This is a genomic window from Escherichia sp. MOD1-EC6098 (assembly GCF_002965865.1).
GTDB lineage: Bacteria > Pseudomonadota > Gammaproteobacteria > Enterobacterales > Enterobacteriaceae > Escherichia > Escherichia marmotae.
Window position 1 is genome coordinate 243,411 of record NZ_PTSN01000004.1, and the last position, 21,337, is coordinate 264,747.

Genomic DNA, 21,337 nt, shown 5'->3' on the forward strand with positions numbered 1-21,337 from the left:
CAATTAAGGCAGCAACCAATGGAACTTCGAAACAAGAAATTAACCCATGACGAATTCATGGCCGAGCGGCAACAGGTACTGAAAACCTGGGAAACTGGCAAGGACGTTGAAAAATTCGAAGATGGCGTTAAATACCAACAAACCATTCCTGAACATAAACGCTTCTCCCTTGCCCTGCTGAAAGCAGACCTGGAAGGTAAAACACTTAGCCAGCCGCGCGCTGGCGTGGCGCTGATGGACGAACACATTGAACTACTGAAAACACTACAAGAAGAGTGCGATCTGCTGCCGAGCACCATTGATGCCTACACCCGTCTGAATCGTTACGAAGAAGCGGCGGTGGGCATTAAGAAGTCCATCGAAGCCGGAACATCTAAACTGAACGGTTTACCGGTGGTTAACCACGGTGTCGCAGCGTGCCGCCGTCTGACCGAAACCCTGCAAAAACCGTTACAGATCCGCCACGGCACGCCAGATGCGCGCCTGCTGGCTGAAATCTCAATGGCCAGTGGCTTCACCAGTTATGAAGGCGGCGGCATTTCCTACAATATTCCGTATGCCAAACGTGTAACGCTGGAAAAATCTATCCGCGACTGGCAGTACTGCGACCGCTTAATGGGGTTGTATGAAGAACATGGCATTCGTATCAACCGCGAACCATTTGGCCCACTGACTGGAACGCTGATCCCGCCATTTATCTCGCACTCTGTTGCGATTATCGAGGGCCTGTTGGCGTTGGAACAAGGCGTAAAATCTATCACTGTTGGTTATGGCCAGGTCGGCTGCCTGACACAAGATATTGCGGCGATCCGGTCTCTACGTGAACTCGCGCACGAATACTTCCAAAACAATGGTTATACAGACTACGAGTTAAGTACGGTGTTCCACCAGTGGATGGGCGGTTTTCCGGAAGACGAATCGAAAGCGTTCGCTATTATCTCCTGGGGCGCGGCGGTAGCAGGCATGTCGGGCGCAACTAAAGTTATCACCAAAAGCCCACATGAAGCATGGGGTATACCTACCGCCGCCGCCAACGTGCAGGGGCTGAAAGCCTCCCGTCAAATGCTCAATATGGTCAGCGATCAAAAATTCCCGCCATGCCCTGTGGTTGAACTGGAAATTGAGCTGATTAAAAGTGAAGTTCGTGCCGTCCTGAATAAAGTGTTCGAACTGGGCAATGGTGATATCGCGCGCGGTACAGTGCTGGCTTTTGAAGCGGGTGTACTGGATGTACCCTTTGCGCCAGCCGCCTGCAACGCGGGCAAACTTCTTCCGGTTCGTGACAACACCGGGGCTATCCGCGTACTTGAAGCCGGAGCCGTTCCTCTGCCAAAAGAGATTCTTGACCTCCACCACGATTACGTTGCCGAACGCGCACGCGTTGAAGGACGCCAACCGACATTCCAGATGGTTGTAGATGACATCAATGCCGTATCCCACAGCAAATTAATAGGAAGACCATAATGAAAATAAAACAGGCCCTTTTCACCGCTGGTTACTCATCGTTCTATTTCGACGACCAGCAGGCGATAAAAAACGGAGCGGGTCATGACGGCTTTTTTTATACCGGGGAGCCAGTAACGCCCGGTTTTAGCGCTGTGCGCCAGGCCGGGGAGTGCGTTTCAGTTCAGTTGATTCTGGAAAACGGTGCCGTCGCCGTCGGTGACTGTGCTGCTGTTCAATACTCCGGAGCCGGTGGCCGCGATCCACTATTCCTTGCTGAACACTTTATTCCGTTCCTCAACACGCATATCAAACCTTTGCTGGAAGGCCGCGATGTGGACGCATTCCTGCCGAATGCCCGTTTCTTCGACAAACTGCGTATTGACGGCAACCTGCTGCACACTGCCGTGCGTTATGGTTTATCGCAGGCATTACTTGACGCCACCGCGCTGGCAACCGGTCGCCTGAAAACCGAGGTCGTTTGTGCCGAATGGCAATTACCCTGCGTAGCGGAATCCATTCCGTTATTTGGTCAAAGCGGTGACGACCGTTACATCGCTGTGGATAAAATGATCCTTAAAGGCGTCGATGTCCTGCCACATGCATTGATTAATAACGTTGAAGAGAAGCTGGGCTATAAAGGTGAAAAACTACGCGAATATATCCGTTGGCTGGCGGATCGCATTTTGGGCAAACGCACCAGCGCACGCTATCGCCCTACCCTGCACATTGACGTTTACGGCACTATCGGTCTGATCTTCGATATGGATCCGGTGCGCTGCGCCCAATACATCGCCAGTCTGGAAGACGAAGCACAAGGTTTGCCACTGTACATTGAAGGTCCTGTCGATGCCGGTAATAAACCTGATCAAATTCGCTTGTTAACCGCCATCACCAAAGAGCTGACGCGCCTCGGTTCCGGCGTGAAAATTGTCGCTGACGAGTGGTGTAACACCTACCAGGATATCGTTGATTTCACCGATGCAGGCAGTTGTCATATGGTGCAAATTAAAACGCCGGATCTTGGCGGTGTTCATAACCTCGTTGACGCAGTGTTGTATTGCAACAAACACGGGATGGAAGCCTACCAGGGCGGCACCTGCAACGAAACAGAGATCAGCGCCCGCACCTGTGTGCACGTTGCGCTGGCCGCACGCCCAATGCGTATGCTGGTCAAGCCAGGGATGGGTTTCGACGAAGGCCTCAACATCGTCTTCAACGAAATGAATCGTACTATCGCACTGTTGCAGGCTAAGGGATAACAGATGGCTCGTAAATTCAAAGTGTTATCGCCAACAGCCATTCTTGGTTATGGTTTCCCGGAAGAAAGTTTTAATAAGGCGATGGAAGAATCTCCGGATCTGATCGCCGTTGACGCCGGTTCATCTGACCCAGGTCCCCATTACCTGGGGGCGGGTAAAGCCTTTACCGACCGGGCGGGCGTCAAACGCGACCTGCGTTACATGATAACCGCTGGCGTGAAGAACAACATTCCGGTGGTAATCGGTACGGCAGGCGGCTCCGGCGCGGCCCCACATCTGGAGTGGTGCCGTGAAATTATTCATGAAATTGCGCAAGAAGAAAAACTCTCGTTCTCGATGGCGCTGATTCCTGCTGACGTCGACAAAGCACTCGTCCACGAAGCGCTGGATAATGGCAAAATCACGGCGCTGGATTTTGTCCCGGCATTAACCCATGAAGCAATCGACGAAAGTACCTACATTGTGGCGCAAATGGGGATCGAGCCTTTCCAGCGGGCGCTGAAAGCAGGCGCTCAGGTGGTTCTGGGTGGGCGCGCTTACGACCCGGCCTGCTTTGCCGCACTGCCTATCATGCAGGGGTTTGACGAAGGGCTGGCGCTGCACTGCGGGAAAATCCTTGAGTGCGCGGCCATTGCCGCAACGCCTGGCTCCGGTTCAGACTGTGCAATGGGTATCATTGACGACAACGGCTTTACGCTGAAGACATTTAATCCACAGCGTAAATTTACCGAAACGTCCGCCGCCGCGCATACGTTGTATGAGAAATCTGATCCGTACTTCCTGCCTGGACCTGGCGGCGTACTGAATCTGAAGAGCTGTACATTTAAAGCGGTCAATGATGGCGAAGTGTATGTCAGCGGTTCAAAACATGAAGAAACGCCGTATGCCCTGAAACTGGAAGGCGCCCGTCGGGTTGGCTTCCGCTGCCTGACCATTGCCGGGATCCGCGATCCTATTATGATTGCCGGGATCGACAAAATTATAGAAGAAGTGAAAGCAAGCGTAGCGAGTAACCTTTCGCTGGACGATGACAGCATCCGCATTACATTCCACCTGTACGGAAAAAATGGCGTCATGGGAGTTCATGAACCCACGCAAACTGCCGGGCACGAACTGGGGATCCTGCTGGATGTCGTCGCGCCAACTCAGGAGATTGCCAATAGCGTTTGCTCGCTGGTGCGTTCAACCATGTTGCACTATGGCTATGAAAATCGCATCGCTACCGCAGGTAACCTCGCCTTCCCGTTCTCGCCCTCAGATGTACAGGCTGGGCCGGTATATGAGTTCTCGATCTATCACCTGATTGAAGCCAACGACGCACTGCGTTTTGATTTCCACATCGAACAGGTGACGCCGGAAGGAGTTCAGGCATGAAACAGTCAATTCGTTCACTGGCGCAGGTGATCCGCTCCAAAAACGCCGGACCCTATGAACTGGTTTTAGATATTTTATTTAAAACGAAAGAAAACTATGAGCGAGTTAAATCATCTGGGCAATTAACCCCAGAACTGGTGGCTGGCTTATATCATGTTGAACCTGAATTTATTCATCGTATTGTCTGGTTTGATCCTTCTAATGCAGTAAAAATCGTCATGCCACGAGATATTATCTCCGGAAATGTGGGTGATAGTGATGTTTATGGTGCACAGCAACACGCACCTTTATTAAGTATTCATTTTGATATTTAATAATTAATATTGTTTAGATTATCAACCTCATAAATGTACCTGCATAGATTTATTCATGACAGGTACATTTATCTAAATATATCAATAAAATAAATTGCGAAGCATGCTGGTATTATCACATCTTAAATAACGGGTGAACTACGTCCCTCTAAAAATCACACGTAATTAAACAAAAAATGCTTAAGTAAATACCGAATGACAACGTGATATAAACATCCAGCTCCTGCTGGAAAAATGGCCTGTCTTAGCATTCGGTAAAAATAACCACAACGTGAGAAGAGATCATGTCTAAACCATTCGTCTGGCAGGATCCGTTTTTGCAAGATAAAGACGGTACAGAATATAAATTAATTAGCGATCAACATATTATGGTAACGAAGTTAGACGGTGAAGACGTAATAAAAGTCGCCCCTGACGCGTTAACGTTGCTTGCCCGACAGGCATTTTATGAAGCCTCTTTTTTCTTACGCTCTGCTCATTTGCAACAGGTCGCCAGCATTCTTAACGATCCGCAAGCCAGCAGTAATGACAAATACGTGGCCTTGCAGTTACTGCGAAATGCAGAGGTCTCGGCAAAGGGAATATTACCCAACTGTCAGGACACAGGCACAGCAACGATTGTTGCCAGCAAGGGACAACATATCTGGACCGGGTGCAATGATGCTGAAGCCCTGAACAAAGGTATTTACAGCACTTTCCAGGAAAATAATCTGCGTTTTTCGCAAAATGCGCCACTGGATATGTATACCGAGATGAATACCCAAACCAATCTCCCGGCGCAGATTGATATCAGCGCCGTACCCGGCGACGAATACCATTTTCTGTGTGTTAATAAAGGGGGAGGCTCCGCCAATAAAGCCGCGCTTTATCAGGAAACAAAATCTCTCCTGCAACCGGAAAAACTGACCGCATTTTTAATTGAAAAAATGAAATCGCTGGGCACCGCCGCCTGTCCGCCCTACCATATCGCCTTTGTCGTCGGAGGACTTTCTGCCGATCAGGCGTTAAAAGTCGCCAAACTGGCTTCAACGAAATACTACGATAATCTGCCCACCAGCGGAAACGAGCAGGGACAAGCATTCCGCGATGTTGAACTGGAAAAAACATTGCTCGACGCCAGCCAGCAATTTGGTATTGGTGCTCAGTTTGGTGGCAAATATTTCGCTCATGATATTCGTGTTATTCGTCTGCCACGCCACGGCGGCTCCTGCCCAATTGCCATGGCGCTCTCCTGTTCCGCCGATCGCAATATTAAGGCCAAAATTAACAAACACGGTATCTGGCTGGAAAAACTCGAACATAATCCGGGGCAATATATTCCTGTATCAATGCGGGAAGAAAATCGCACGCATCATGTGCATCTCGATCTGAATCGTCCATTGCGTGACGTGGTGCAAGATCTCGCCACGTTACCAGTCGGCACCCGCGTGTCGTTAAGTGGGCCAATCGTGGTGGCGCGCGATATCGCCCACGCAAAAATTAAAGAGCGACTGGATAACGGTGAACCGATGCCGGATTACCTGAAACATCATGTTGTCTATTACGCAGGGCCGGCGAAAACACCAGAAAACATGGCCTGCGGTTCATTGGGGCCAACCACTGGCGGTCGAATGGACGGTTATGTCGATACCTTTCAGGCAGCGGGCGGCAGTCTGGTCATGTTGTCGAAAGGCAACCGCAGCCAGCAGGTCACCGATGCCTGTCACAAACATGGCGGCTTTAATCTGGGAAGTATTGGCGGTGCGGCGGCGTTACTGGCGCAAGAATATGTCAAAAGCCTTCGCTGTCTGGAATACCCGGAGCTGGGCATGGAAGCCGTGTGGATGATGGAAGTTGAAAATCTGCCCGCATTCATTCTGGTGGATGATAAAGGCAATAATTTCTTTAGCCAGTTTGAGCAGCAACACCGCTGTGCCAGTTGCCCTGCGGGGCATTAATGAAAGTGAATGTTACGCTTTAGTCGTGCAGGGTGAGCTGATCTTTATGCTGGCTTACCATTTTCTGGATACTGAAGAGGTGAACGCCTCACTGCAAAATTGCCCCGTCAGGCACAACCAGGTCTCGACGGTTAATATCTGCGCCTGGCATTTCGCCAGGCGTAGGTTTACATATCCTCCGGCACCACCGATTTTGCCAGCAACCACTCACGAAAGAGCTGCAAGTGCGGATATTCAGCCTTCTCTTCCCGCCACGTCATAATGAAGCGATTACCGGTAAGAATGGGCACATCGCACGGGATCACCATATCACCACTATCTAAATCGTGTTGGATAGCGAACCGCGGCAGCAATGCCACGCCGAGATTAGAGCGCACGGCGGCAATCAGCATCGAAAGCAAATCGAAACGCGGCCCATTATTGACCAGCGGACTGCTAACGCCCGATAGCGCAAACCACTCTTCCCAGCCAGTAATACGGGTGCTCTGATGCAGAAGAGGTAGCTCACTAAGTAGTTCTGCAACGGACAGCTTTTGATCGGGCAGTGAAAGCAAACTGCCGCTGCATACTGGCAGAATCTCTTCCTCAAAGAGATATTCTACCTTCGACCAGGGGGCGCAAAAATTTTCGCGCATAATGACAGCATCGTATTCCCGATTAAGAAAATCCCCGTTATTGGCTAATGAGTGGATATTGACAATAATATCGGGATACAATTTATTGAACTCACGTAAATTGGGGATCAACCAGTGCGTGCTGAAGGTAGGATTGACAGCAAGCTCAATAACCTGAACCGTGGGTTGCCAGGTCATGATTGTATTTGTGTCACGTTCCAGTTTATTCAATGTTTCTTTAACAATTCCCAGATAATATTTACCGGCATCATTAAGGAATATTCTTTTTTTAGAATGCGCAAATAATGATATATGTAAAAACTCTTCCAGTGCGCTAACTTGTCTGAATACTGCACTTTGGGTTAACGCCAACTCCTCTGCTGCTCTGGTATAACTTTCATGACGTGCGACTACCTCAAAAGTCACCAGCAATTCCGTTTTGGGTATTTTTCCTCTCATAATGCCGTCCCTTAAAAATAGTTTAAACTATCAAAAATACATTACTTATTACTAAGTAATGGTAACCAAAGCAGCAATAAATAATTTATAAGTATCATGATTGATATTTATAACCCAGCACGTTCGGTATGGCAATTACCTTAATGAGGCAATAATAATCCGAAAAGCAAAACGCCCTTCGGATTATTATAATCAATATTAAGAAAAACTATTAAACTGATAATTATCATATCTATGGATATTATGATAAACAACCAACACCGATTTTATTTTTGATTTATCGCATATCCTTCTAAGAATTTTTGCGATGCTGCAATATCCGGAGTAAAGATGCGATCCTGCTCGACAAATGGCACGACTTTTCTGTAGGCGGTAAACATCGCTTTTGTTGATTTACCTAATGCCAGTTGTGGATCGGCTTGCAACCGCAAATCGATTGCCTGCGCGGAATGCATCAATTCAATGCCATAAATAATGTTCAAATTATCAACCACCTGTTTCAGTCTTCTGGCTGCATGGTCGTTATTGGCACCGGTATCTTCAATGCCTCCGGCAACCGGTTGAATATCGAAAGAAACAGGATTGGCGAGATCAACATTTTCTGCATGCAGCGCGACAAAAGGAATATGCAGCGAACCGAAGCCGTGACCTTTATTACCGGGTGCCGACAGGAAGCGCGTTAAACCCGTAAAGTGATCATCTTCCAGGTGCAGCGAGCGACGCATACTGTTATGCGAAACATGCACTAACGCCACGGTCAGACGCTGGGTGGCAAGCGCAACAGGTAACGATTCGAAGTTTGCCGTCGGGAAAATCCCGCCGCTGATTGCGCCATCTTTAACAAAATATTGCGCGACCTGGCTGGAATCCTGGTACGCCTTATCAGCATTCAGCACAGTTGCCGGGTTATCGTCAGAACTGTTGATCTGCACGGTAATGATATCTTCTGCGTCATGTAGCGCACGTACCGACTCAGAAAGGGTATACACCGTTGTTCTGAACGATAACGGATCCTGCAATGCACGTTTGTCATCCTTATGCCATAAATAAGAACCGATTAACGCATCGCGGATCTCTTTCGCGGAATCAGCCAACTGCGGGAAAGGACGCACGCCGATCGACTGCGGCAGTACCGGCGCGACGTTACCATTCAACGCTTCCAGACTCATAGCGAAAACCACCGGGCTGACATTCAGCAACTGGCGTGCCGACCGTACCGCTTCAATCGCATACGCCGTGCCAACGCTGTTGTTCGACAAAATCGCCAGCATATCTTTACCCTGCGGCACCAGTGGTTTAAGCCCCACTTTCGCCAGCGCATCGCCACCACTCATTTCCACGCCATTAACCCGCGCTTTCCATTCCCCCATCATCACCAGGCCAACGTGTGATGCGAGCATAATATCTGCTGCGCCAATGCTTCCACGCGCCGGAATTAAAGGTGTAACGCCGCGATTAATAAATTCAGCATACAGTTCGGCAATATAAGGCTGCGCTCCGGTTTGCCCATGCAGCATGGTATTTAAACGTAATACCATTGAGAGACGAGCAAGATAATCCGGTAACATTGAGCCGACGCCTGCAGAATGGGCGCGCAGCGCGGCAGCATTAAATTTTTTCGATGCGTCAATCACCTCTGGCGTTAAATTTCCTTTGGCATCAAATATGGGCTGATCTTTATTTAGCCCCACGCCCACGGTTAAACCGTAAACGGGTGTTCCAGAATGCGCGGCGGTCATCACCAAATTTGCTGACACTCAATATTTAATGAACATGCCCCTGCCAGAGTCGCCGCCAGCGGTTGTGCTCCCCCCATGCCACCCAGACCCGCAGTCAGGATCCACTTTCCGCTTAGCGAATTGTTGTAGTGCTGACGCCCCGCCTCAACAAAGGTTTCAAACGTTCCCTGCACAATGCCCTGGCTACCAATGTAGATCCACGAACCGGCGGTCATCTGTCCATACATGAACAGACCTTTGCGATCGAGTTCGTTGAAGTGATCCCAGTTGGCCCATTGCGGCACCAGGTTAGAGTTGGCGATCAACACACGTGGCGCGTCAGTATGGGTTTTAAATACACCAACGGGTTTACCGGACTGAACCAGCAGCGACTCATCGGGTTCCAGATTTTTCAGGGATTCCAGAATCTGGTCGAAACACTCCCAGTTACGTGCCGCGCGGCCAATACCGCCGTACACCACCAGATGTTGCGGATTTTCAGCCACGTCTGGATCAAGGTTGTTCTGCAACATCCGATAGGCAGCTTCGATCTGCCAGTTTTTGCAATGCAGTTGAGTACCTTGTGGCGCATGGATGACGCGGCTGGTATCAATACGAGGATCTGAAGGCTTACTCATGAATCTTCTCCTGTTACTGGATAAAATTAAATGCTGTAATCGCCCAGAAAGATGAGCGAATGAATACAGAAACGGCTTATATAATTCCTGTTTATAATTTCGTATTATTAATTCATTTAGTGAATTTAATTTCTATAGCATATTCACCGTGAATATAAATTCAAAAAAATTGCCAACGTTTTGTATGCGAATTCAATATGCTTAATTTAACTTTTGGAAAAAGTGATATTGTTGGCAAAATATTTTCTCATTTGAACATATGAATATGATGAGATTGCAAGATGTCTGTAATTTAATTATTCGCAAAAACGTATTCACGACAGCTAATCATTAACGTAATAGCCGAAAAACCAGCGTTGTATCAAGAGCATAATACATTGACATATAGCGACATTTAAAAAACCATTAATTTTCAAGCATAAGAGTATGTCTTGTTATCATTAATACATATTCTATTTTTATCATCCTTAAAATAACAAACCCTAACTGAAAAAACTGGCAAACATATAAAATTAAAAAATATGAACCCTGGAGAATATAATTTTTCATTTTCAACAAAATGGCATCAAGAAGAAGCGGTGGTCGCTTATAAGCGATATTGATTCACTTATCGAAGCCCCGCAGGAGACAGGATTGATTCAACCAGCAGTCAGATTTCGACCGTGGTTAACGTTTAAGGCATAAAAAAGGCCATCATAAGATGGCCAACCATGTCGAAACCGACAGCCCTTCGCCATTCCTGTAGAGGGACGCGGCGAGGGCTATTTCTTATTACAGATATTTATTTCAGAACAGTTTTCAGTGCTTCACCGATGTCAGCCAGGCTGCGAACGGTTTTCACGCCTGCGGCTTCCAGGGCAGCAAATTTCTCATCCGCAGTCCCTTTACCACCGGAAATGATTGCACCTGCGTGACCCATACGTTTGCCTTTCGGCGCAGTCACACCGGCAATGTAACCCACAACTGGCTTGGTGACGTGCTCTTTGATGTACGCAGCCGCTTCTTCTTCGGCGCTACCGCCGATCTCACCGATCATCACGATCGCTTCGGTCTGCGGATCTTTTTCGAACATTTCGAGAATGTCGATAAAGTTAGAGCCAGGGATCGGATCGCCGCCGATACCGACACAGGTAGACTGACCGAAACCGTAATCCGTGGTCTGTTTAACTGCTTCATAAGTCAGCGTACCGGAACGGGAAACGATACCCACTTTACCAGGGCGATGGATGTGGCCCGGCTGGATACCGATTTTACACTCACCCGGAGTGATTACACCCGGGCAGTTCGGGCCAATCATGCGCACGCCCGCTTCGTCCAGTTTCACTTTCACGGTCAGCATATCCAGCGTCGGGATGCCCTCAGTGATGGTGATGATAAGCTTAATGCCTGCGTCGATGGCTTCCAGAATGGAGTCTTTGCAGAACGGTGCTGGTACGTAGATAACAGAAGCAGTGGCACCAGTGGCAGCTACTGCTTCACGCACGGTGTTGAACACCGGCAGGCCAAGGTGGGTGGTGCCGCCTTTACCTGGAGTTACGCCGCCCACCATTTTAGTGCCGTATGCAATGGCCTGTTCAGAGTGGAAAGTCCCCTGGCTACCGGTAAAGCCCTGGCAGATAACCTTGGTGTTTTTATCAATTAAAATGGACATTATTTCCCCTCCACTGCGGCAACAACCTGCTGAGCTGCATCCGTCAGACCTTTTGCTGCAATAATATTCAGGCCGCTGTCAGCCAGTTTCTTCGCGCCGAGTTCGGCGTTGTTACCTTCCAGACGTACGACAACCGGGACGTTAACACCCACTTCTGCTACCGCGCCGATGATACCGTCAGCAATCAGGTCGCAACGAACGATACCGCCAAAGATGTTAACCAGAACGGCTTTTACTTTTTCGTCAGAGAGGATGATTTTGAATGCTTCGGTCACGCGTTCTTTGGTTGCACCACCGCCAACATCGAGGAAGTTAGCCGGTTCACCGCCGTGCAATTTAACGATGTCCATCGTGCCCATCGCCAGGCCTGCGCCGTTAACCATACAACCGATGTTGCCGTCCAGCGCTACGTAGTTCAGTTCCCACTGTGCAGCCTGCGCTTCACGCGGATCTTCCTGCGACTGGTCGCGCATTTCGCGCAGATCAGGCTGGCGGAACAGTGCGTTACCATCAGCGCCCAGTTTGCCGTCGAGGCAGATAAGATCGCCCTGTTTGGTGATAACCAACGGGTTGATTTCGATCAGCGCCAAATCCCGTTCCAGGAAAATGGTCGCCAGGCCCATGAAAATTTTGGTGAACTGTTGAACCAGTTTACCTTCCAGACCCAGTTTGAACGCCAGCTCGCGTCCCTGATACGGCATCGGGCCGGTCAGCGGATCAAGCGCAACTTTGTGGATCAGGTGCGGGGTTTCTTCCGCCACTTTTTCGATTTCCACGCCACCTTCAGTGGAGGCCATAAAGACCACGCGACGGGAGCTACGGTCAACAACGGCACCAAGATACAGCTCTTTCGCGATATCGGTCGCCGCTTCAACCAGAATCTGGTTAACCGGTTGTCCATTGGCGTCTGTTTGATACGTTACCAGACGCTTGCCCAGCCAGTTTTCTGCAAAAGCACGGATGTCTTCTTTGCTGTTTACCACTTTCACACCGCCCGCTTTACCGCGGCCACCAGCGTGAACCTGACATTTCACTACCCACGGACCGGCACCGATTTTTGAAGCGGCTTCTTCTGCTTCGCGCGGAGTAGTACAGGCATAACCCACCGGTGCTGGTAAGCCATAGCGGGCAAAAAGTTGTTTTGCCTGATATTCATGTAAGTTCATGTATTCTGTCCATCCTTTAGTAATCGTTATCTTTTAAACCGTAGACCGAATGTGACGTATCGCTTCCGGGTATTGTCGGATGCGGCGATAACGCCTTATCCGACCTACATCAGAGTCACCCATAGGCCTGATAAAACGCGTCAGCGTCACATCAGGCATCGCTTGTCGGATGCGGCGCGAGCGCCTTATCCGACCTACATCGGAGTCACCCGTAGGCCTGATAAGACGCGTCAGCGTCGCATCAGGCATCGCTTGTCGGATGCAGCGCGAGCGCCTTATCCGACCTACATCAGAGTCACCCGTAGGCCTGATAAGACGCGTTAAGCGTCGCATCAGGCATCGCTTGTCGGATGCGGCGCGAGCGCCTTATCCGACCTACATCGGAGTCACCCGTAGGCCTGATAAGACGCGTTAAGCGTCGCATCAGGCATCGCTTGTCGGATGCGGCGCGAGCGCCTTATCCGACCTACATCAGAGTCACCCATAGGCCTGATAAAACGCGTTAAGCGTCGCATCAGGCATCGCTTGTCGGATGCGGCGCGAGCGCCTTATCCGACCTGCATCGGAGTCACCCGTAGGCCTGATAAGACGCGTTAAGCGTCGCATCAGGCATCGCTTGTCGGATGCGGCGCGAGCGCCTTATCCGACCTGCATCGGAGTCACCCGTAGGCCTGATAAGACGCGTTAAGCGTCGCATCAGGCATCATTCATCGGATGCGGCGATAACGCCTTATCCAGTCTACAGTGCAGGTGAGGCTTAAACTACTACACGTCCAGCAGCAGACGCGTCGGATCTTCCAGCAACTCTTTGATTGTCACCAGGAAACCCACGGATTCGCGACCATCGATCAGGCGGTGATCGTAGGACAGCGCCAGGTACATCATCGGCAGGATCTCAACCTGACCATTCACCGCCATCGGACGATCTTTAATAGCGTGCATGCCCAGAATTGCGCTCTGCGGCGGGTTGATGATAGGCGTAGACATCAGGGAACCGAACACACCACCGTTGGTGATGGTAAAGTTACCACCGGTCAGATCTTCAACCGTCAGCTTGCCGTCACGGCCTTTCACAGCCAGCTCTTTGATTTTCTTCTCAATGTCAGCCATGCCGAGGGTATCGACATCACGCAGAACCGGCGTTACCAGACCGCGCGGCGTAGAAACTGCCATGCTAACGTCGAAATAGTTGTGGTAAACCACATCATCGCCATCAATAGATGCGTTCACTTCCGGGTAACGTTTCAGCGCTTCAACAACCGCTTTCACATAGAAGGACATAAAGCCCAGACGGATGCCGTGGCGTTTTTCAAACGCTTCACCGTACTGCTTACGCAGATCCATAATCGGCTTCATGTTGACTTCGTTGAACGTGGTCAGCATAGCGGTGGAGTTTTTCGCTTCTAACAGACGCTCTGCCACGCGCTTACGCAGACGAGTCATCGGTACACGTTTTTCGCTACGAGCAGCCAGTGCTGGTTGAGCCGCCGGAGCAGTTGCTGCCGGAGTTGCATCTTTCGCTGGGGCTTTCGCCAGATGTTTTTCCACATCTTCACGGGTCAGACGACCGCCAACACCGGTGCCTTTAATAGCGCTGGCATCGAGGTTGTGTTCAGCCAGCAGGCGACGGATCGCCGGGCTTAACGCGTCGTTGTTTTGCTCTTCCAGAGACGCCTGCTGACGTTGCGCAGGCGTGGACGCTTTCTCTTCAGATTTAGCGCTGGTTTCTTTACCCGCGCTATTGCCTTCACGCAGGCGGCCGAGGATCTGACGAGACGTTACGGTTGTACCTTCATCTTCCAGAACCGCATCCAGAATGCCGTCTGCTGATGCCGGTACTTCCAGTACCACTTTGTCAGTTTCGATTTCCACCAGCACTTCATCACGTACGACTGCGTCGCCGGGTTTTTTATGCCAGGTTGCGACGGTGGCATCAGCTACGGATTCAGGCAGGTCAGGGACCAGAATATCTACGCTACTCATTTTGTATCCTTTATTTATTCGACGTTCAGCGCGTCATTAACCAGATCTTGTTGCTGTTTCTGGTGAACGGACATATATCCTACCGCCGGAGAGGCGGAGGCCGGGCGGCCTGCATAACGCAGAGAAGCCCCAAACGGAATCACTTCACGGAAATGATGCTGGCTGCAGTACCATGCGCCCTGGTTGAGCGGCTCTTCCTGGCACCAGACAAAATCCTTGACGTGAGCAAACTGCTGCAACACTTCCTGCATCGCTTTATGCGGGAACGGGTAGAGTTGCTCGATACGCACGATGGCGACATCTTGTTGATTGTTCTTACGGCGTTGTTCAAGCAGGTCGTAATAAACCTTACCAGAACACATCACTACGCGCTTCACGCCCTTCGGATCAAGCTCGTCGATTTCACCGATGGCTGGCAGGAAGGTGCCGTTCGCCAGTTCTTCGAGGCTGGAAACCGCCAGCGGATGACGCAGCAGCGATTTCGGTGACATGACCACCAGCGGACGACGCATCCCGCGCAGCGCCTGGCGACGCAGCATGTGGTAAACCTGTGCCGGAGTAGACGGTACGCAAACCTGCATGTTTTGCTCGGCGCAAAGTTGCAGATAACGCTCCAGACGCGCGGAGGAGTGCTCCGGCCCCTGCCCTTCGTAACCGTGCGGCAGCAGCATCACCAGACCACACATACGGCCCCATTTCTGTTCGCCGGAGGAGATGAACTGGTCAATAACGACCTGGGCACCGTTGGCAAAGTCACCGAACTGTGCTTCCCAGATGGTCAACGTCCGCGGTTCTGCGGTGGCATAACCGTATTCAAATGCCAGCACTGCTTCTTCAGACAGTACGGAGTCCCAGACGCGGAACGCGCCCTGACCGTTATGAATATGTTGCAGCGGCGTATAAGTGGAGCCGTTGGACTGGTTGTGAATCACTGCGTGACGGTGGAAGAAGGTTCCGCGACCGGAGTCTTCACCAGACAGACGAACCGGAATACCTTCATCAACCAGCGTGGCGTAAGCAAGGTTTTCCGCGCCGCCCCAGTCAAACAGTTTTTCACCGGCCGCCATCGCCTGGCGATCACCATAAATCTTGGCAACGCGAGACTGCATCTCAATGGCTTCTGGCACCGTGCTGATACGTTTTGCCAGTTCCTGCAAACGCTTCATCTCAACCTTGTTCGGGTATTCTTCATCCCATTCGTGGTTGAGATACGGCGACCAGGTGAAAGAGTGCATGTTCATCGGACGCCACTCAGCCACTACGCAATCGCCCGCATCCAGCGCATCGCGGTACAGGTTAACCATCTCGGTGGCATCTTCCAGCGTCGCCACTTTTTCCTGCTCCAGCTTGTCCGCGTAGATTTTGCGCGGCGTCGGATGTTTTTTGATTTTCTGATACATCAGCGGCTGGGTTGCACTCGGCTCGTCGGCTTCGTTGTGGCCGTGACGGCGGTAGCATACCAGGTCGATGAAAACATCACGTTTGAAGGTGTTACGGAAATCGAGCGCCAGACGGGTAACAAAGGCAACCGCTTCCGGATCATCCGCATTAACGTGGAAAATCGGTGCCTGTACCATCTTACCAATATCAGTACAGTACGGCGTAGAACGGGCATCCAGCGGGTTAGAGGTAGTGAAGCCCACCTGGTTGTTGATAACGATACGCACCGTACCGCCAACTTCATAACCACGCGCTTTTGACATGTTCAGGGTTTCCTGAACTACGCCCTGTCCGGTCACTGCGGCATCACCGTGGATGGTGATTGGCAGCACTTTGTTGCTGCTCGGCTCATCAAGTCTGTCCAGACGGGCACGAACAGAACCGATAACCACCGGGCTTACAATCTCAAGGTGAGACGGGTTAAACGCCAGCGCCAGGTGTACCAGGCCGCCATCGGTCTGGAAGTCAGACGAGAAGCCCATGTGGTATTTCACGTCGCCCGTGCCGAGGTGTTCTTTATGCTTACCGGCAAACTCGTCGAACAAGTCTTGCGGTTTTTTACCCAGCACGTTCACCAGCACGTTCAGACGACCACGGTGCGCCATCCCGAGAACCACTTCACGGGTGCCGCTGTTGCCAGCGTGGCGGATCATCTCTTTAAGCATCGGGATTAACGCGTCACCACCTTCCAGCGAGAAGCGTTTTGCGCCAGGGAATTTTGCGCCGAGGTAACGTTCAAGGCCTTCAGCGGCGGTCAGTTCGCTTAAGAAGCGTTTTTTCTCTTCGCTATTGAACGTCGCGCGACCAGACTCGATACGCTGTTGGATCCAGCGTTTTTCTTCGGTGCTGGTAATGTGCATATACTCGGCACCAATCGGGCCGCAGTAGGTTTGCTTGAGGGCTTCCAGCAGCTCGCCGAGTTTCATGGTTTCTTTGCCGCTGGCAAATGAACCGACGTTGAAGGTCTCCTGGAAGTCTGCTTCGGTCAGATCGTGGAAAGACGGATCCAGATCGGCCACTTTATCTTGCTGCCACAGTCCCAGCGGATCGAGATTCGCATGCTGGTGACCACGGAAGCGGTATGCGTTAATGAGCTGCAGGACTTTAACCTGCTTCACATTGGTGTCAGGGTCGGAGATCGTTGAAGAGTAACGTGAAGCATCTTTCGCCAGGCGGCGGAAATATTCACGCGTTTGAGAGTGGAATTGATCCGGTTTGACTCCCGTACCAGGTAACTGCTGGAACGTCGAACGCCAGTTAGCGTCAACCGAGTCAGGATCGGTTAAGAAGTCTTCATAGAGCTGTTCTATCCAGCTCTGGTTTGCGCCAGAGAGGTAAGAAGAGTCCAACCAGGCTTTCAAAGCGCTGTTCTGCATCGTGATCCCTTAAGCATCTTTTTTATGCTTACTTAATACTCTAAATAGTTCACGTTTCAGGAAGTTGGTCAGCTTGTGAATCCCCGGGAGCTTACACTCAGTAAGTGACCGGGGTAAGCAAGCGCAACCAACGCACATGCAACGTGAAATATGACGAGTATTTTCGCCGTGGATACTACCACGCACAATGATGTGCGTGCCGGGGTTCACTTGTTGCGGACTTGTCGTATTTTCTGCGTCCGCTAAGGAACCTTTAAAAACTGTCTTAGTGTCAGGGGCAGTTTTTAAAGATTTCCTGCATTTCTTTTGTAGGCCGGATAAGGCGTTCACGCCGCATCCGGCTCTGGTTGCCTGATGCGACGCTTGCGCATCTTATCAGGCCTGAGGTTTACGCATTGCGTTGCAACAACATCGACTTGATATGGCCGATGGCGCGCGTCGGGTTCAGCCCTTTTGGACAGACACTGACGCAGTTCATGATGCTGTGACAGCGGAATACACTGAATGCATCGCTCAAACCGTCGAGGCGGCTGTCAGTCTCGGTATCACGGCTATCGATAAGGAAACGATACGCCGCTAACAAGCCTGCCGGACCGATAAACTTATCGGGGTTCCACCAGAAAGACGGACAAGAGGTTGAACAACATGCGCAGAGAATACATTCATACAGCCCGTCGAGTTTTTCACGTTGCTCTGGCATTTGTAAATGCTCACGAGCTGGTAGATTTTGTCCATTATTCAACAAGTAAGGCTTAATTTTCTCATATTGGGCATAGAATTGTCCCATGTCTACCACCAAATCGCGGATCACCGGTAAACCAGGCAGCGGGCGAATCACAATCTTCTTGCCCGGCTGGTTGAGTGCCGAAATTGGGGTTATACAAGCCAGACCATTTTTGCCGTTCATGTTCAGACCGTCAGAACCGCACACTCCTTCACGGCAGGAGCGGCGGAACGACAGGCTGGGATCTTTCTCTTTGAGCTGAATAAGCGCATCCAGCAGCATCATGTCGCGACCTTCTTCCGCTTCCAGGGTGTAATCCTGCATACGCGGAGCATCATCAACATCCGGGTTATAGCGATAAATTGAAAACTCGAGTCTCATTTTCCTGTCTCCGCATTAGTAAGTACGAATCTTCGGCGGGAATGCCGGGCGCAGTTTCGGTTCCATGTTGACGCTACGTCGCGTCATGGATTCCGACTCTGGCAGATACAGGGAGTGGCACAGCCAGTTTTCATCATCACGATCCGGGAAGTCGAAGCGGCTATGCGCGCCACGGCTTTCGGTACGGAAATTAGCAGAAACAGCCGTTGCATAAGCCGTTTCCATCAGGTTATCCAGTTCCAGGCACTCAACGCGCTGAGTGTTGAACTCACTGGAGGTGTCATCCAGACGAGCATTTTTCAGCCGCTCGCGGATCACTTTCAACTGCTCAAGGCCTTTCGCCATCGCATCACCTTCCCGGAATACCGAGAAGTTATGCTGCATACATTCTTGCAGTGCTTTGCGAATCGCCACCGGATCTTCACCGTTACGGTTGTTGTTCCAGCGATTCATGCGTTCCAGAGAGGCTTCAACATCAGACTCGCTGGCATCGCGCAGTGCACCCTGTTCACTGATAGATTCTTGCAGATGCAGACCCGCCGCTCGTCCAAATACCACCAGATCCAGCAGAGAGTTACCGCCAAGACGGTTAGCGCCGTGTACCGATACACAGGCAATTTCGCCCACCGCAAACAGCCCTGGAATCACCACATCTTCGCCTTTCTCATTCACAGTCAGCGCCTGACCGGTCACTTTGGTCGGAATACCGCCCATCATATAGTGGCAAGTAGGGATAACCGGAATCGGTTCTTTCACCGGATCGACGTGAGCAAAGGTTCGGGAGAGTTCAAGGATACCCGGCAGACGGGAGTCAAGAACTTCTTTACCCAGATGGTCAAGTTTCAGTTTTGCGTGTGGCCCCCACGGACCATCACAACCGCGACCTTCACGGATTTCGATCATGATGGAACGCGCCACCACATCACGCCCCGCCAGGTCTTTGGCGTTCGGTGCATAACGCTCCATAAAGCGTTCGCCATGTTTGTTCAGCAGATAACCGCCTTCACCACGACAACCTTCAGTCACCAGCACACCCGCACCCGCAATGCCGGTCGGGTGGAACTGCCACATTTCCATATCCTGCACTGGTACGCCAGCACGGATAGCCATGCCAACGCCGTCGCCGGTATTAATGTGGGCGTTAGTGGTGGACTGATAAATACGCCCAGCCCCGCCAGTCGCCAGCACCGTTGCGCGGGCTTTGAAGTAAACCACTTCACCGGTTTCGATGCACAGTGCGGTACAACCAACCACCGCGCCATCCTGATTTTTCACCAGATCCAGCGCATACCATTCGGAGAAAATGGTGGTGTGGTTTTTCAGGTTCTGCTGATAAAGGGTGTGCAACAGTGCATGACCGGTACGGTCAGCCGCCGCCGCAGTACGTGCCGCCTGCTCACCGCCGAAGTTTTTCGACTGGCCGCCAAATGGACGCTGATAAATACGACCATCATCAAGGCGCGAGAACGGCAGGCCCATATGTTCCAGTTCCAGAATCGCTTCCGGCCCGGTTTTACACATATATTCAATCGCGTCCTGGTCACCGATATAGTCCGACCCTTTGACGGTGTCGTACATATGCCATTCCCAGTTATCTTCATGGGTATTACCCAGCGCAACGGTAATGCCGCCTTGCGCAGAAACAGTATGGGAACGGGTCGGGAAGACTTTGGAAAGCAGCGCACAGGTCTGGCCGCTCTGGGAAATTTGCAGCGCCGCGCGCATACCTGCGCCACCGGCACCAATCACAACTGCATCAAATTCTCTGACTGGCAATTTCATCACACACCCCACACCACAACGAATCCATAAATCACGTAAACCACCAGCGCAACAACAATTACCAGTTGCAGCATCAGACGCAAGGCCAGCGGTTTAACGTAGTCGGTCAACACCTGCCACATGCCGATCCAGGCATGAATCAAGATGGAAAACAGCGCCAGCAGGGTAAACACTTTGGTGAACGCAGAGGCAAAGAAACCGCTCCAGACTTCATATGTCAGCTCGCTACTGGTAGCGAAAAAACCAACCATATAAATGATGTAGAGCGTCAGGACGATAGCGGTGGCGCGAACGAGGATGAAATCATGTACGCCATTGCGTCCTAATGCGGAGGCGTTGCTTACCATACGAGGACTCCTGCGAGAAGTGAAAGCACGACAGTGATAACAAAGGAGATTTTGGCGGAGCGTTTACCCGCTTCGAATGTTTCTTCCAGATAGCCAAAATCCATCATCATGTGGCGAATACCTACGACGACGTGATATGCCAGAGCGGTAAGGATGCCCCACATGATAAATTTGACGAAGAAGCTGCCCATAATGGCGGAAGCTTGTTCGAAACCTTCGGGAGAAGAGAGACTGGAACCCAGAAGCCACAGCAGGATGCCCACTGCAACAAACGTGATCACACCGGAAACGCGATGAAGAATGGACGCTATCGCCGTGATGGGGAACCGGATGGTCTGTAGGTCCAGATTAACAGGTCTTTGTTTTTTCACATTTCTTATCATGAATAACGCCCACATGCTGTTCTTATTATTCCCTGGGGACTACGGGTACAGAGGATAACTTTCTGTTACCTGGAGACGTCGGGATTTCCTTCCTCCGGTCTGCTTGCGGGTCAGACAGCGTCCTTTCTATAACTGCGCGTCATGCAAAACACTGCTTCCAGATGCGAAAACGACACGTTACAACGCTGGGTGGCTCGGGATTGCAGGGTGTTCCGGAGACCTGGCGGCAGTATAGGTCGTTCACAAAATCATTACAATTAACCTACATATGGTTTGTCTGGTTTTATCCAGAACAGTGATCTGAGTCACGATAAAAACATTTATTTAATTTTTAATCATCTAGTT

General features: G+C 50.9%; 15 protein-coding genes and 1 pseudogene. 5 read left to right on the plus strand and 11 right to left on the minus strand.

Annotated features, from left to right (window positions below):
• Positions 1-18 precede the first annotated feature (18 nt).
• The 5 genes from C0K55_RS07170 (at position 19) to C0K55_RS07190 (ending at position 6,330) form a co-directional block, all read left to right on the plus strand.
• Complete coding sequence (locus C0K55_RS07170) at positions 19-1,464, plus strand: methylaspartate mutase subunit E (protein WP_001516004.1); 1,446 nt, start codon at positions 19-21, stop codon at positions 1,462-1,464.
• Positions 1,464-2,705, plus strand: coding sequence for a methylaspartate ammonia-lyase (locus tag C0K55_RS07175; protein ID WP_105266898.1), 1,242 nt, complete (start codon positions 1,464-1,466; stop codon positions 2,703-2,705). Before C0K55_RS07170 ends, C0K55_RS07175 begins: the two co-directional genes overlap by 1 nt.
• Positions 2,706-2,708: 3 nt before the next feature.
• Entirely contained in the window at positions 2,709-4,079 is a 1,371-nt protein-coding gene (locus C0K55_RS07180; protein WP_061090942.1) for an acyclic terpene utilization AtuA family protein, read from the plus strand.
• Complete coding sequence (locus C0K55_RS07185) at positions 4,076-4,393, plus strand: DUF4387 domain-containing protein (protein ID WP_000813902.1); 318 nt, start codon at positions 4,076-4,078, stop codon at positions 4,391-4,393. Before C0K55_RS07180 ends, C0K55_RS07185 begins: the two co-directional genes overlap by 4 nt.
• 284 nt (positions 4,394-4,677) lie before the next feature.
• Entirely contained in the window at positions 4,678-6,330 is a 1,653-nt protein-coding gene (locus tag C0K55_RS07190) for a class I fumarate hydratase (RefSeq protein WP_105266899.1), read from the plus strand.
• A gap of 167 nt (positions 6,331-6,497) precedes the next feature.
• Here C0K55_RS07190 and C0K55_RS07195 read toward each other — a convergent pair whose 3' ends face one another.
• The 11 genes and pseudogenes from C0K55_RS07195 to sdhC all read right to left on the minus strand — a co-directional run bounded on the left by C0K55_RS07195 (position 6,498) and on the right by sdhC (position 21,007).
• Positions 6,498-7,403, minus strand: coding sequence for a LysR family transcriptional regulator (locus C0K55_RS07195; RefSeq protein WP_061090943.1), 906 nt, complete (start codon positions 7,401-7,403; stop codon positions 6,498-6,500).
• Between the two features lie 266 nt (positions 7,404-7,669).
• Positions 7,670-9,142: an HAL/PAL/TAL family ammonia-lyase gene (locus C0K55_RS07200; RefSeq protein ID WP_077874275.1), complete on the minus strand. Its 1,473-nt coding sequence runs from the start codon at positions 9,140-9,142 to the stop codon at positions 7,670-7,672.
• An 8-nt stretch (positions 9,143-9,150) separates the two neighbouring features.
• A pseudogene (locus C0K55_RS07205) lies at positions 9,151-9,857 on the minus strand (urocanate hydratase); the annotation flags it as partial.
• A gap of 683 nt (positions 9,858-10,540) precedes the next feature.
• A complete protein-coding gene (gene sucD, locus C0K55_RS07215; RefSeq protein ID WP_001515996.1) occupies positions 10,541-11,410 on the minus strand; it encodes a succinate--CoA ligase subunit alpha in 870 nt (289 codons plus the stop codon).
• Positions 11,410-12,576: an ADP-forming succinate--CoA ligase subunit beta gene (sucC, locus tag C0K55_RS07220; protein WP_001048605.1), complete on the minus strand. Its 1,167-nt coding sequence runs from the start codon at positions 12,574-12,576 to the stop codon at positions 11,410-11,412. The genes sucD and sucC overlap by 1 nt, the downstream gene beginning before the upstream one ends.
• Before the next feature lie 765 nt (positions 12,577-13,341).
• Entirely contained in the window at positions 13,342-14,559 is a 1,218-nt protein-coding gene (gene odhB, locus C0K55_RS07225) for a 2-oxoglutarate dehydrogenase complex dihydrolipoyllysine-residue succinyltransferase (RefSeq protein ID WP_000099819.1), read from the minus strand.
• 14 nt (positions 14,560-14,573) lie between these two features.
• Entirely contained in the window at positions 14,574-17,375 is a 2,802-nt protein-coding gene (gene sucA, locus C0K55_RS07230; protein ID WP_001181470.1) for a 2-oxoglutarate dehydrogenase E1 component, read from the minus strand.
• Positions 17,376-17,763: 388 nt separating this feature from the next.
• Positions 17,764-18,480: a succinate dehydrogenase iron-sulfur subunit SdhB gene (sdhB, locus tag C0K55_RS07235; RefSeq protein WP_001235258.1), complete on the minus strand. Its 717-nt coding sequence runs from the start codon at positions 18,478-18,480 to the stop codon at positions 17,764-17,766.
• 15 nt (positions 18,481-18,495) lie between these two features.
• On the minus strand, positions 18,496-20,262 hold the full coding sequence (gene sdhA / locus C0K55_RS07240; RefSeq protein ID WP_105266780.1) for a succinate dehydrogenase flavoprotein subunit: 1,767 nt from the start codon (positions 20,260-20,262) through the stop codon (positions 18,496-18,498).
• Entirely contained in the window at positions 20,262-20,609 is a 348-nt protein-coding gene (gene sdhD, locus C0K55_RS07245) for a succinate dehydrogenase membrane anchor subunit (RefSeq protein ID WP_016248480.1), read from the minus strand. Before sdhD ends, sdhA begins: the two co-directional genes overlap by 1 nt.
• On the minus strand, positions 20,603-21,007 hold the full coding sequence (gene sdhC, locus C0K55_RS07250) for a succinate dehydrogenase cytochrome b556 subunit (protein WP_000263344.1): 405 nt from the start codon (positions 21,005-21,007) through the stop codon (positions 20,603-20,605). Before sdhC ends, sdhD begins: the two co-directional genes overlap by 7 nt.
• Positions 21,008-21,337: the final 330 nt, after the last annotated feature.